8 protein-coding genes are annotated in these 13,219 nt (G+C 62.5%); all 8 read right to left on the bottom strand.

The genetic code is table 11. The annotated features are described in order from the left end of the window. The 8 genes from glgX to QK296_RS12955 all read right to left on the bottom strand — a co-directional run bounded on the left by glgX (position 1) and on the right by QK296_RS12955 (position 13,196). Positions 1–2,160, bottom strand: a complete 2,160-nt coding sequence (gene glgX / locus QK296_RS12920) for a glycogen debranching protein GlgX (protein WP_056783568.1) — start codon at positions 2,158–2,160, stop codon at positions 1–3. Between the two features lie 121 nt (positions 2,161–2,281). Further along, positions 2,282–2,551: a DUF2934 domain-containing protein gene (locus QK296_RS12925; protein WP_003191595.1), complete on the bottom strand. Its 270-nt coding sequence runs from the start codon at positions 2,549–2,551 to the stop codon at positions 2,282–2,284. A gap of 23 nt (positions 2,552–2,574) precedes the next feature. Beyond that, entirely contained in the window at positions 2,575–5,325 is a 2,751-nt protein-coding gene (locus QK296_RS12930; RefSeq protein ID WP_282391009.1) for a malto-oligosyltrehalose synthase, read from the bottom strand. Next, a complete protein-coding gene (malQ, locus tag QK296_RS12935) occupies positions 5,322–7,406 on the bottom strand; it encodes a 4-alpha-glucanotransferase (protein ID WP_282391010.1) in 2,085 nt (694 codons plus the stop codon). Before malQ ends, QK296_RS12930 begins: the two co-directional genes overlap by 4 nt. Beyond that, the gene (gene treZ / locus QK296_RS12940) at positions 7,403–9,148 is read right to left on the bottom strand and encodes a malto-oligosyltrehalose trehalohydrolase (RefSeq protein ID WP_282391011.1); all 1,746 of its coding nucleotides are present in this window, start codon (positions 9,146–9,148) and stop codon (positions 7,403–7,405) included. The genes malQ and treZ overlap by 4 nt, the downstream gene beginning before the upstream one ends. A 30-nt stretch (positions 9,149–9,178) precedes the next feature. After that, on the bottom strand, positions 9,179–10,735 hold the full coding sequence (gene glgA / locus QK296_RS12945; RefSeq protein WP_003191588.1) for a glycogen synthase GlgA: 1,557 nt from the start codon (positions 10,733–10,735) through the stop codon (positions 9,179–9,181). Positions 10,736–11,215: 480 nt separating this feature from the next. Beyond that, complete coding sequence (locus tag QK296_RS12950; RefSeq protein WP_034135731.1) at positions 11,216–12,169, bottom strand: D-2-hydroxyacid dehydrogenase family protein; 954 nt, start codon at positions 12,167–12,169, stop codon at positions 11,216–11,218. 25 nt (positions 12,170–12,194) lie between these two features. Beyond that, complete coding sequence (locus QK296_RS12955) at positions 12,195–13,196, bottom strand: alpha/beta hydrolase (protein ID WP_282391012.1); 1,002 nt, start codon at positions 13,194–13,196, stop codon at positions 12,195–12,197. Between the last annotated feature and the right edge of the window lie 23 nt (positions 13,197–13,219).

Consider the following 13,219-nt stretch of genomic DNA (forward strand, 5'->3'; position numbering starts at 1 on the left):
TCACACCTCGCCTTCGTGCTGCAGTTCAAACAGCAGCAGCGAGCGGCCGGTGACCGCGTACTCATGCTCGAAATCAAAGCGTTCCTGGCCACGCACAGCCGGGTCGTTGGTGTCGAGCAGGCAGGTCCAGAACTCACCCTCCGGCACCGGCGGCAGGCGGAAATTGACCATGTCGTGATGGGCGTTGACCACCAGCAGCAGCGTGGCATCGGCCCCGGCGCGGCGAATCCCGGTTTCCTGGGCGCGGCCATCCATTAACATGCCCAGGCAGCGGCCCTGGCTGTCTTCCCATTGCTCGGTGGTCATCTCGTTGCCATCCGGCGCCAGCCAAGTGACGTCCTTCACGCCGATGTCTTCGTTGTAGTCGCCCACCAGGAAACGCCCGCGCCGCAGGATCGGGTAAGCCAGGCGCAACTTGATCAGACGCTTGACGAACTTGAGCAGGGCCTTGCCGTCATCGTCCAGGTCCCAGTTGACCCAGCCGATCTCGCTGTCCTGGCAATAGGCGTTGTTGTTGCCGTGCTGAGTGCGAGCGAACTCGTCCCCGGCGACGATCATTGGCGTGCCCTGGGCCAGCAGCAAAGTGGCGAAGAAGTTGCGCATCTGGCGCAGGCGCAGCGCGTTGATCTCCGGGTCGTCGGTAGGGCCTTCGACACCGTGGTTCCAGGACAGGTTGTTATTGCTGCCGTCCTGGTTGTTCTCGTCGTTGGCCTCGTTGTGTTTGTCGTTGTACGACACCAGGTCGTGCAGGGTGAAGCCGTCGTGGGCGGTGATGAAGTTCACCGAGCTGTACGGCCTGCGCCCACGGTGGTTGAACATCTCGCCCGAGGCGGTCATGCGCCCGGCGAAGTCTGCGAGTTGGCCGTCGTCGCCTTTCCAGAACGCACGCACGGTGTCGCGGAAGCGGTCGTTCCATTCCACCCAGCCCGGCGGGAAGTTGCCCACCTGGTAGCCACCGGGGCCGCAGTCCCAGGGTTCGGCGATGAGTTTCAACTGGCGCAGGATCGGGTCCTGGCGGCACGCCACGAGGAAACTGTGGCGCTCATCGAAGCCGTCGCGGTAGCGCCCGAGGATGGTCGCCAGGTCGAAGCGGAAGCCGTCCACATGCATCTCGGTGGCCCAGTAACGCAGGGAGTCGGTGACCATCTGCAGCACGCACGGGTGGCTCAAATCCAGGGTGTTGCCGGTGCCGGAATCGTTGATGTAGAAACGTTTGTCGTCGGGCATCAGCCGGTAGTAAGAGGCATTGTCGATGCCACGCATGGACAGGGTCGGGCCGCGCTCGTTGCCTTCGGCGGTGTGGTTGTAGACCACGTCCAGAATCACTTCCAGCTTCTGCTCATGCAGGTGCGCGACCATCTCCTTGAACTCGGCGATCTTGCCGCTGGCCAGGTAGCGCGGGTCGGGGGCGAAGAACGCAATGCTGTTATAGCCCCAGTAGTTGGTCATGCCTTTTTCCAGCAGATGCTGGTCGTTGACGAAGGCGTGCACCGGCAGCAACTCGACCGAGGAGATACCCAACTGACGGATATGCTTGAGCACGTCATCTTCCATCAAGCCGGCGCAGGTGCCCCGCACCGACTCGCCCACCGAAGGGTGACGCATGCTGATGCCACGCAGGTGGGTTTCATAGATGATCGTACGGTCCCACGGCACCCGTACCGGTTGGTCGTTGCCCCAGGTGTGCGCCGGGTCGATGACCTTGCACTTGGGCACGAAGGGCGCACTGTCGCGTTCATCGAAACTGAGGTCGTCGTCCGGGTGGCCGATGGTGTAGCCAAACAGCGCTTCGGACCATTTGAGTTCGCCCACCAGTTGCTTGGCGTAGGGGTCGATCAGCAGCTTGTTGTGGTTGAAACGGTGACCATTGGCCGGGTCATAGGGGCCGTATACGCGATAACCGTAAATCAGCCCGGGGTGAGCATCGGGCAGGTAGCCATGAAAGATTTCGTCGGTGTATTCGGGCAGTTCGATGCGTTCCAGCTCAACCTCGCCGGTATCGTCGAACAGGCACAGCTCCACCTTGGTGGCGTTGGCGGAAAACAGCGCAAAGTTCACACCCAGGCCATCCCAGGTGGCGCCGAGGGGGAAGGGCAAACCTTCACGGATCCGCGACGGCTCATGATCCGGCGTCGCTGTGGTGTTGTCGGGTTTGCTCATCGAGTTGCTCCTGCAAGGGGTCTTTTTTCGGGCCGAACGCCGCCGTACTGACGGTGCTTCAGCGCATGGCATGGACGGAAAAGGGCCTGCAACGCGCATTGCGTGCTGCAGGCCCGAGAAATCATGGGGCGGGCGGTTTGGGCTTCTTCGGGGCGGCGGGTTTCTTTGCCGCGGGCTTGGCGGCGGCAGGCGCAGCCGGCTTGGGCTTGGCCGCAGCCTTGGGCGCGGTTTTTGGCTTGGCGGCCGGTTTAGGCTTGCTTGGCGTCAGCGCCTCGGCTTCGGCCAGCTTGCGCGCCATCTCCCAGTGGCGATCATGGGCGCCATCGGGCTTGCCTTCAGACTCCCAGATCTGATGCGCCAGTTCGCGAATGCGTTTGTCTTCTTTACTCATCACAAACTCCTCACAGAAAATTTTCAGCTTTCTTGATTATCAGGATTGATAAAGACATTGACCGGGAGATCCCCCAGGGCAGCGCTGATCAACAGCTCCTTGTTGGGTGTGACTACGCCCGTTTGAAAAAGTCCCTTCCAGTTTTGTGCAGGGGCGGCGAACGGTAATTTCACCCGCGTATCGCCCCAAACCTGCGCATTGATCTGGGGAAACATCCCGTTTTCAAGCAGAGGATAAGACCAGCGCGGCACCACCACCAGCAACTGCCTGCCCTGATGTTCACGGTAGAACGCAACGACGCGTTCCGCGTGCTGGCCCAGCACTTCCAGCGGTGTGTAGCTGCCATGGCGCAGCAGTTCGGGGCAGGCTTTACGCAGGCCCAGCACCTGGGCGATCACTGCCTGTTTGATACGCCCGTCGCGCCAGTTGAACAACAGTTCGCCGATGTCCGGTGGTGCCTGCAATGCACGTTGCCGCGCAGCGAAGTCCACCGGGCGACGGTTGTCCGGGTCGACCAGGCTGAAGTCCCAGAACTCATCGCCCTGGTAAATATCCGGCACACCCGGCACGGTCAGATGAAGCAAGGTTTGCGCCAGCCCATTCAGGGCGCCGGCGGGGGCGATGGCCTGGGCCGCGCTGTCCAGGGCACTGCGCAGCGGCGCACCGGCCTCACTGAGCAGCAGGCGCTTGAGGAACCCGTCCACCGCCTGTTCATACGCGTCGTTGGGCGCGCTCCAACTGCTCTGCAACTTGGCCTCGCGCAGGGCTTTTTGCTGCCACTGCCAGAGGCGTTGTTGGTACGCCTCCAGATCGGGGTTGGGTTCCAGCGGCCAACTGCCCAGCAGCACCTGATAAAGAATCAGCTCATCACCCGCCGAGGGGCTCTCTGCGCTCTCGCGCAAAGGCTCGGCCAGGCGGCGCCAGTGCTCGACCTGTTCGGCATACCAGGGTGCGCACTCGCTGAGCACCGCCAGGCGCGCACGGGTGTCTTCGCCGCGTTTGTGGTCATGGGTGGCAGTGGCCAGCAGGTTACCGGGGAAGGTCTTCAGGCGTTGTTGGTTAGCCGCATGGAAATCTGCCAACGGCGCACTGAATTGCTCGGCGCTGAAACCCACATCGTTACGCGACAACAACACCGCCGAGCGGTAGAACGCGGTGTCTTCCACGGCCTTGGCGGCGGCGGGCGAGGTCAGTTGCTGGAAGCGCACGCAGGCATGCTTGAGCATCTTGCGCGCGCGGCCCACCGGACGATTGCGCCAGGGCTGGCCACCGAGCCATTGCTCCAGGTGGTCGAGCACCGGCCAGTCGCCTTCGTTGAGGGTGCTGCGCGCACCCTCCATGGCCTGCTGGAACACCTTGTCGTCGGCCGCGCTGCGGCCCATGGCGCTGATGTAGGTGCGGTACACCGGGAAGTGCACGATCAGTTCCTGCAAGGCACGGCGAATGGCGCCCAGGGTCAGGTCGCGGGTCATCACATCATCGCGGGCCACTTGCAGCAGCGCCTGGGCCACGCTTTCGAAGTCGCCGCCCAACGAACCATTGAGGATCTGCTGGCGCGCCAGCCGCGCTTCTTCGCCGAAGGCTGAAGGCCGTTCGCTGTAACGCGTCCACATCTCGGCCAGCGGCGCGAAACCTTCGGGTTGGTGTTGCAGCAATGACAACTGGTTCATGAACTCGTAGCCAGTGGTGCCATCCACCTGCCAGTCTTCGCGCAGGGTTTCGCCTTCGCCAAGGATCTTTTCGACAAAGATCGGCAAGTGGCGCTGGGGTGACAGCGCATCCACCCGCCGACGCAATTTGCGGCAATAGCCACGCGGGTCGGCGAGGCCGTCGATATGGTCGATGCGCAGCCCGTCGACCAGCCCCGCGCTGATCAGCTCGAAAATCTTGCCATGGGTGGCTTCGAACACCGCTGCACGCTCGACCCGCAGGCCGCCCAATTCATTGACGTCGAAGAAGCGCCGCCAGTTGATGTCGTCCGCGGCGGTGCGCCAACTGGCCAGGCGATAAGTCTGTTGTTCCAGCAGGTGATGCAGGCGCTCGAAGCCCTCGGGCTGGCGACTGTCGAATGCAGCCAGGCGTTGTTCGATGGCTGGCAGCAGCTCGCTGGCGCGTTCGGCCAGGGCTTGTTTGAGCGTGGCGGCTTCGGCGTAGGCGTCGTGCTGGTAGGCGAGGGCGGCGAAACGTTCGGCCAGCGGTTTGAGTAACTCATCGTTGCCCAGGATCAGGCCGTAGTCCCTGGGGCAAATCGGAAAACGGTGTTCGTAATGCTCGACGTAGAAACTCCCCTGTTCGGCATCGAACTTGAGCGGCAAGGTGCCATTCTGCAAGGCTTCGCCGTAATCGCTGCCGAGAAAGGGCATCAGCAACTGGCCCTTGAGCAACGGGTCGGGGGAATGCCACTGGATGTCGAAGAACTCGCTGTAGGGGCTCAGGCGGCCCCACTCCAGCAGGTCCAGCCACCAAGGGTTGTCCGCGCCGCCCACGGCCATATGGTTGGAGACGATATCGAGGATCAAGCCCATGTTGTGCTCACGCAGCGCGGCGACCAGGCGACGCAACGCCGCTTCGCCCCCCAGCTCCGGGTTGACGCGGGTCGGGTCGACCACATCGTAGCCGTGCATGGAGCCGGCGCGGGCGCTTAACAGCGGTGAGGCATACAGATGGCTGATGCCCAGTTGGGCGAAATACGGCACCAGCGGCACCGCGTCATCGAGGGTAAAGCCTTTATGAAATTGCAGGCGCTGGGTGGCGCGCAGGGGCAGTGCGTTCATCGGTCACGCTCATAGGCTTGGTTGCGCGCTACGGCCAGCAGTTCGAGGCGACGCGCGGCGCTGTCATTGTCGAGCAGGCTGGCGGCTTCGCCGGGCAAGCGGCGGCGCCAATTGGGGTGGGTGTCGAGGGTGCCCGGCAGGTTGGCTTGCTCCTGGATGCCCAAAGCATCTTCCAGGGGCAACAACACGAGGGGCGCGCGGGTATGGCCCAGGTAGCGCACGCTGGCGTCGATCATATGGTCGGTGTCGTTGCGGATTTCATCGATGAAGTTCTGCGGGTCCTGGCTCAAGGCTTGGCGCAGTGCCTGGCGTTCGCGCAGGCGGTGTTCGCTCCATTGGTCCACAGTAGGCGCGTCGATCAGGCCCAGCTGGATGTTCCATTCGATATCGCGGCTGTGCCACCAGCCATTAAGGGTGGGCAAGTCGTGGGTACTGGTGGTGGCCAAGGCGTTGTCGGGCCAATCGAGTATGGGCTTGAACTGGCCGTCATGGTGCTGTTCGAACAGCAGCACACGCATGCCCAGGATCGAGCGGGCACTGAGCTTTTCGCGCAGGCCGTCGGGCACGGTGCCCAGGTCTTCACCGAGGACGATGGCCTGGTGGCGGTGCGATTCCAGGGCGAGCAAACGCAGCAGGTCGTCCACCGGGTAATACAAGTAGGCCCCTTCGCGGGGTGATGCGCCCAGGGGGATCACCCACAGGCGTTGCAAGCCCATCACGTGGTCGATGCGCAAGCCGCCGGCATGGGCGAAGTTGGCCCGCAGCATTTCGATAAAGGCGCGAAAGCCATTGCGCCTGAGGCCCTCTGGGGAAAAGGCAGAGATCCCCCAACCTTGGCCTGCGCGGTTGAGAATGTCCGGTGGCGCGCCCACGGTCAGGTCGGCCAGCAGTTCGTCTTGACGGCTCCAGGCCTGGCTACCGCCGCCATCGGCACCCACCGCCAGGTCGGCGATCAGGCCGATGCCCATGCCGCTGCCACGGGCGGCTTGTTGCGCGCGCTCAAGGCTACGGGCGATCAGCCATTGGGTGAAGGCGAAATAGCCGATTTCGTCGCGGTTTTCCTCGGCGAACTGCGCCAGGGCCGGGCTTTGCGGCGTGCGCCAGGCTTCGGGCCATTGGCGCCAGTCCAGGTCCTCACCGGCGGCAGCACGCTGGGCCTGTATGGCTTCGAAGCGGCAGTGGTTTTCCAGGGCTTCGCCGCCGGTCTGGCGGAAGCTTTGGAAGTCGGCATGCTGGGGATGCGCGCCGTGGCGGAAGTCTTCATACAGTGTGCGCAGCAGGCGTTGCTTGGCCTTGGCGGCGGCCGGCCAGTCGATCAGCGGGAGCTGTTCCAGGGCATGCAACTCGTCAGCCAACCCGGCAGCTTCGATGGCGTTGCGCACCTCACGTTCACCGAGGATGCACGCCGGCGAAGCATACAGGCTGTTGAGAAACAGGCGGCTGGAGGGTGAATAAGGGCTGAAACGCTCGGTGTCGGCGCTGAACATCGCGTGCATCGGGCTGATCGCCACAGCGTCGGCGCCGCGCTCGGCGGCGGAACGCACCAGGTGCTCCAGAGCCAGGGTGTCGCCAAAACCGCCATCGCCGAGGCGGCGCAAGGCATAGAGTTGGGCGCTGAGGCCCCAGGCACGAGCGGGTTGGCTGTCGACCGCGTCGGCCACGCTGTAGCAGTGGCTGGGAGCGACGGCCAGGGTGAAGGTTTGCCCGTCGATATGCACCTGGTGGTAGCCCAGGGCGATCACGCCGGGCAGCACAGCCTCGCCGTCCAGGCGCAGTTCCAGGGTTTCGCCGCCTTCCAGGCTGACGCGACACGGGGTATCGGGGGCGAAATAACGCGCCAGGTCCAGGCCCGCGCCACTGTCGGTGGTCATCAACGGCGGCAGGTGGGTGTCTTGCTGCGCCTGCTCAAGTTGCTGCAGGCTGGCGTCGATCTCGGCATCGCTGTCGGCCGGGTGCCCAAGGCCTTTGAGCACGGCGCGCAGGGCGTCAGGCTTTACATGCTGCGGGCGACCGTTGGCATCGATCCAATCGACGGCCAGGCCTGCGCGGCTGGCGAGAATTTCCAGGTTCGCTTCGCTCAAAGAATGTCTCCAACAGGGGATAAGCAAACGCGTGCGCTCAAGGGCGGTAAGTGCGCACCTTGCTGGGCAGGCGTTTGGAAAATAATCGGGTGGGGTGCCGGATGATCCAGGGGCTGTTCACTCAGGTTCAGGTCGATCTGCAGCACACGGCCGTTGCCCAGACGCCAGCGCGCGGTGACGGCATGGTCAGCCAGCACCTGCGCGCCGAGGGCGACCGTGCCGGGCAAGTGCGGCACCACGTGTGTGTGACGCAGGCTCAGCAGGTGGCGGTAGAGCTGGGTGTGGTCGTTCTCGACGAAGGAGGGCGTCGACTGTAAAAAGGTTTGCAGCGCGTTGGGGTCGGGGATGCGCTGGCGTTGCTCGGGGTCGTGAAACGCCGCGAAGTCGGCAAACTCATTGCGCCGGCCTTCACGCACGGCCTCGGCCAGCTCGCCATGATGGTCGGTGAAAAACAGGAAGGGCTCGGCGGCACTTACCTCGTCGCCCATGAACAGCATCGGGATCATGGGGCACAGCAACAGCAGGGCCGTCGCCGCTTTCAGCGCCTCGGGCGAACACAGCTGGTGCAGGCGTTCGCCCAGGGCGCGGTTGCCGACCTGGTCGTGGTTTTGCAGGAACGCCACGAAGGCGCTGGGGGGCAAATCCGCACTGGGCTCGCCGCGGGCATGCCCATGGCGTGTGGTCTCGCCCTGGTAGATGAACCCCTCGGCCAGGCAGCGCGCCAGCTTGGCGGTGGGCTGTTCGGCAAAGTCGCTGTAGTAGGCGTCGGTTTCACCGGTGAGCAGCACGTGTAGCACATTATGAAAGTCGTCATTCCATTGCGCGTCGAAATCGTGCTGCAACAGGCTGGCCTGGTTCAGTTCGTTTTCCAGCATCAGCCACACGTGGCGCCCGCCGTCCACCTGCTGGCGTACCCGTTGTGCCAGTTCCTGCAGAAACCCAGGGTTGTCGATGGCGTGCACGGCATCCAGGCGAAGGCCGTCGAAGCGGTATTCGAGCAGCCACATCAAGGCGTTATCGAGGAAGAAATCCCGCACCTCGCGGCGCTCGAAATCAATGCCGGCGCCCCAGGGCGTGTGCACGTCTTCCTGGAAGAAACCCTGGGCGTACTGGCCCAGGTAATTGCCATCGGGGCCGAAGTGGTTGTAGACCACATCGAGGATCACCGCCAAGCCGTGACCATGGGCACTGTCGATCAGTTGCTTGAGTTGCTCGGGCGTGCCGTAGGTGGCGTGGGGCGCGTAGGGCAGTACGCCGTCATAGCCCCAATTGCGTTCGCCGGGAAATTGCGCCAGAGGCATTAACTCAATGGCGGTGACGCCCAGTTCGGCCAGGCGTGGCAGGTGTTTCTCGACGCCAGCGTAGCCGCCCATGGCGCCAACGTGAAGCTCGTAGATCACCGCCGTGTGCCAGGGGCGGCCTTGCCACTGGCTGTGGCGCCATTCATAGGCGAGGGGGTCGACTACTCGGCTCCAGCCATGCACATCCAGCGCCTGGGCCCTGGCGGCGGGGTCAGGCACCGTGTTTTCGCCATCGATATTAAAGCGGTAAAGCGTGCCGGCAGGGCACGCGACTTCGACTTCGAACCAACCACCGGCCTGGGGCAGCATGACGATGGTTTTACCCTGTTCCAATTCAACGCTGACATAAAATGCGTCTGGCGCCCATAACGCAAAGCGCGTGCGGTGCGCGTCCAGCATGATTGCGCCGTGGGGCCAGGTTTCCAGAGTCCGTAACGGCATCTATGAAGACCTCCCTTGTTGTTCCAATCGCTATTTGTTCGATTTCCCCAGGGCCTTGGCCACCAGTTGTTCGTAGAGTTCGGCGTAGGGTTCCACCGCCTGGCACCAGTTGAACGGCTGGGTCATGGCACGGCTGCGCATGGCATTGAGCAGACCGGGGAAGGCGAACACCTTGAAGGCGCGGCGCAGCGCCTCTTCGTAGCTTTGCACCGTTGACTCATTGAACAGGAACCCGGTGACGCCATCCTCAATGGTGTCCGCCAGCCCGCCGGTGTTACGCGCCACCGGCAACGAGCCGAAGCGTTGCGCATACATCTGGCTCAGACCGCAGGGCTCATAGCGTGACGGCATCAGCAGAAAATCGCTGCCGGCGAACATGCGGCGTGCATCGGTCTCGTTGAAGCCGATGCGCACGCCCACCTGGCCAGGGAAGCGCAGTGCCAATTCGCGCATGGCCTGTTCTTCTTCAGGCTCGCCACGGCCGATGATCGCAATCTGGCCGCCGTTCTCGACGATGAAACTGGCGACGGCTTCGGTGAGGTCCAGGCCTTTCTGGTAGACCAGGCGCGAGACCACCGCGAACAGCGGGCCACTGGATGGCTGCAGCTCAAACAGCTCGCGCACATGGGCGGCGTTGATGGCCTTGCCTTCCCAGTCGCCGATATTGAAGTTGTGGATCAGGTGCGTGTCGGTAGAGGTTTCCCAGCTTTCGTCGATACCGTTGGGAATGCCGCTGAGCAGACCTTGCTGGGTCTTGCTGGCGAGGAAGCCATCCAGGCCACACCCGAATTCCGGTGTGGTGATCTCCTGGGCGTAGGTGGCGCTCACGGTGGTGATATGGCTGGAATACGCCATCCCCGCCTTGAGAAACGACATCTTGCCGTAGAACTCCATGCCTTCTTGCTGCAAGGCGTGGGGCGGAATGCCCAGCTCAGGCGTCGAGGCCAGGCTGACCACGCCCTGGTAGGCCAAGTTATGAATGGTGAACAGGGTGGGCGTACGTGACCCACGCCAGTGCATATACGCCGGAGCCAGGCCCGCAGGCCAGTCATGGGCGTGCACCAGGTCTGGGCACCAGTGGATTTGCGCGAGGTTGGCGGCCATGTCGGCGGCGGCAAGGCCCAGGCGGGCGAAGCGAATATGGTTGTCCGGCCAGTCGCGGCCGTTGTTGGCGCCGTAGGGCGTGCCTTCGCGCTCATACAGTTCGGGGCAGATCAGCACGTAGATGACCAGGCCGTCCTTGAGGTCCATGCGCCCGATCTTGCACGGCGGCAACGCGGCATGGCCGCCCAGTTCACCGACGATATGAATCGGGTTGTCGCTTTCCATCACCTGCGGGTAACCCGGAATCAGCACCCGTACATCATGCAGGTGGGCCATGGCGCGGGGCAGGGCAGCGGAGACGTCGCCCAGGCCACCGGTTTTCACCAGGTCCGCGAACTCGGAGGTGACAAACAAAACTTTCTTTCGATTCGGATTCTGACTCACGACCGGCCGCACAGTGTTGGGCAGGTCGGCCAAAGACTTTGGCCCTCCTGCCGGCTGACTAAAACGCTCTCCCTGAGTATCTACTGCGGCACTGATCATAATGCACTCCCATCTGTTGGTTGGCTAATGGCCCGCTGCCATCAGCTCCGAGTGACCGCATCCTGCGGCCAGACACACAAGCGCTATACAAGCTGGCAAGGCGTATGCCAGTTGTAACGTCGGCTTAAAAAGATTGGATGAGCGGGCATTCGGCCTGAAGCGCGCGTGCTCGCCCTTACCTAAAACTTGACCAGCGGCAGGTTTCGAAAGTTTAGATTTTTTGCGGGGTTTTTGTTTTGGAACGGACCCATCGGTCATGAGTCTAGGACAGATCCCAGCGCCTGCTGGGTTTTCATGCAGATTTTGTAGGACAAAAAACTTTTAACGATATACCGCCCTGCCTCTGTAGGAGCGAGCTTGCTCGCGAAAAACCAAAGGCCGCCGAGTAAAACCAGAATGACCGCGTTATCGTTGGCGTTTTTCGCGAGCAAGCTCGCTCCTACCTGAATACAGGGTGAAATAACGCACTAAAGTGGTGCGTCAGGCGAGCCCGCGAATGGGCACACCCTCGGCCCAGGCTTGGATATCTTCGATCATCTGCTGATAGAACTGCCGGTAATTCTGCTCGCTCACATACCCCACGTGTGGCGTAGCCAGCACATTGGGCAGGCTGCGAAACGGATGGTCAGCCGGCAGCGGTTCCTCGGCATACACGTCCAGCGCCGCCCCGGCCAGGCGACCGCGGCTCAAGGCTTGCACCAGTGCCTGCTCATCCACAATCGGCCCGCGTGCGGTGTTCACCAGCCGCGCGCTGGGTTTCATCCAACCCAAGGCTTGCGCATCCACCAGGCCACGGCTGCGCTCGCTGAGCACCAGATGGATGGTCAGGATATCCGCCTGCTCAAACAGCTCGCGCTTGCTGACCCAGGTCACCCCTGATTCCGCCGCACGCTCGGGTGTGAGGTTTTCACTCCAGGCAATCACCCGCATGCCAAACACCTGGGCGAACCTTGCGACTTTCTGGCCAATGCTGCCCAGCCCCAGGATGCCCAAGGTCTTGCCATGCAGATCGCCGCCCAGGCCAACCTGCCATCCACCTGCGCGCAGCGAGTTGGCTTCGGCGAGCAGGTTGCGCGTAGAGGCCATGATCAAGGCCCAGGTGAGTTCCGGTGCGGCGTGTTTATAGCTGTCGGTGCCGCACACCTGGATGCCCAGGGCCTTGGCGGCGGGAATGTCGATGGCGGCATTGCGCATGCCGCCGGTCACCAGCAATTTGAGCTGGGGCAGCCCTTGCAGCAGGGCTTTGTCAAAGGTTGAGCGTTCGCGCATCAGGCAAATCACCTCGAACCCTTTCAAGCGCTCGACCATGGTGGCGGTATCGGCGGGGTAGTCGTGGAGAAAATGCACCTTGCCTACGCTGTCCAGCGTCGACCAATCCACCACCTCGCTGGCCACGTTTTGCCAATCATCCAACACTGCGATCTGTATCGACATGCACGCGGGCCTCGAAAAGTTGGAATTAAAGGGCCTTCAACCCCTGCAACAGGGCTTTATGAAACTGTTCAGGTTCTTCCATTTGGGGCGCATGCCCCAGGCCTGGAAACTCCACTAGCGTAGCGCGGGGAATCAGCTTGGCCACCTGCTTGCCCAGTACCTCGTAATGACCGATTTTGGCCTTGACCGCCGGCGGCGCCACATCTTTGCCGATAGCGGTGGTGTCGCTGGTGCCGATCAGCAGCAGGGTAGGTACCTGCAAGTCCTTGAACTCGTAGTACACCGGCTGGGTGAAGATCATGTCGTAAATCAACGCCGAGTTCCAGGCAACCTGCAGATGCCCCGGGCCTTTGTTCAGGCCGGCGAGCATGTCTACCCAGCGCTCGTACTCGGGTTTCCAGCGCCCAACGTAATAGGTGTTTCGCTCATAGTTGCGTACACCTTCGGCGCTCAGCTTCAGCTCGCGCTGGTACCACTGGTCGACGCTCTGGTAAGGCACGCCGAGGGCTTTCCAGTCTTCCAGGCCGATGGGGTTCACGAGGCCAAGCTGTTCGGTTTGCTGGGGGTACATCAGCGCATAGCGCGTGGCGAGCATGCCGCCGGTGGAATGGCCGATCACCGTGGCCTTTTGAATGCCGAGCTTTTCCAGCAGTTGGTGGGTGTTGGTCGCCAGTTGCTGGAAGCTGTACTGGTAATGGTCGGGCTTGCTGGAGGTGCAAAAACCTATCTGGTCCGGGGCGATGACGCGGTAACCGGCGTCACTCAGCGCCTTGATCGAGCCTTCCCAGGTGGCGCCGCAGAAGTTCTTGCCGTGCATCAGCACCACGCTGCGACCGTTGGGGGTGCCTGTTGCGGGGACGTCCATGTAGCCCATTTGCAGGGATTTGCCTTGGGATTGGAAGGCGAAATGATTCAAGGGGTAGGGGTACTCAAAGCCCTGCAATTCAGGGCCATAGTTAGCAGCTAACACGGGCGCGGCGCTGGCCGACAACAGGCCGGCTACGCACAATGTACGGATGAAAGGCATGGGTTTTGGCTCCGAGACAGATG

This window comes from Pseudomonas sp. AL10 (genome assembly GCF_029960685.1).
In the GTDB taxonomy this organism is placed as follows: domain Bacteria; phylum Pseudomonadota; class Gammaproteobacteria; order Pseudomonadales; family Pseudomonadaceae; genus Aquipseudomonas; species Aquipseudomonas lactis.

Coding starts and splice junctions, on each gene's coding strand:
- treZ (WP_282391011.1), bottom strand. CDS start 9,148: ATGCCGTTACGGACTCTGGAAACCTGGCCCCACGGCGCAATCATGCTG.
- glgA (WP_003191588.1), bottom strand. CDS start 10,735: ATGATCAGTGCCGCAGTAGATACTCAGGGAGAGCGTTTTAGTCAGCCG.
- glgX (WP_056783568.1), bottom strand. CDS start 2,160: ATGAGCAAACCCGACAACACCACAGCGACGCCGGATCATGAGCCGTCG.
- QK296_RS12955 (WP_282391012.1), bottom strand. CDS start 13,196: ATGCCTTTCATCCGTACATTGTGCGTAGCCGGCCTGTTGTCGGCCAGC.
- QK296_RS12930 (WP_282391009.1), bottom strand. CDS start 5,325: ATGAACGCACTGCCCCTGCGCGCCACCCAGCGCCTGCAATTTCATAAA.
- QK296_RS12925 (WP_003191595.1), bottom strand. CDS start 2,551: ATGAGTAAAGAAGACAAACGCATTCGCGAACTGGCGCATCAGATCTGG.
- QK296_RS12950 (WP_034135731.1), bottom strand. CDS start 12,169: ATGTCGATACAGATCGCAGTGTTGGATGATTGGCAAAACGTGGCCAGC.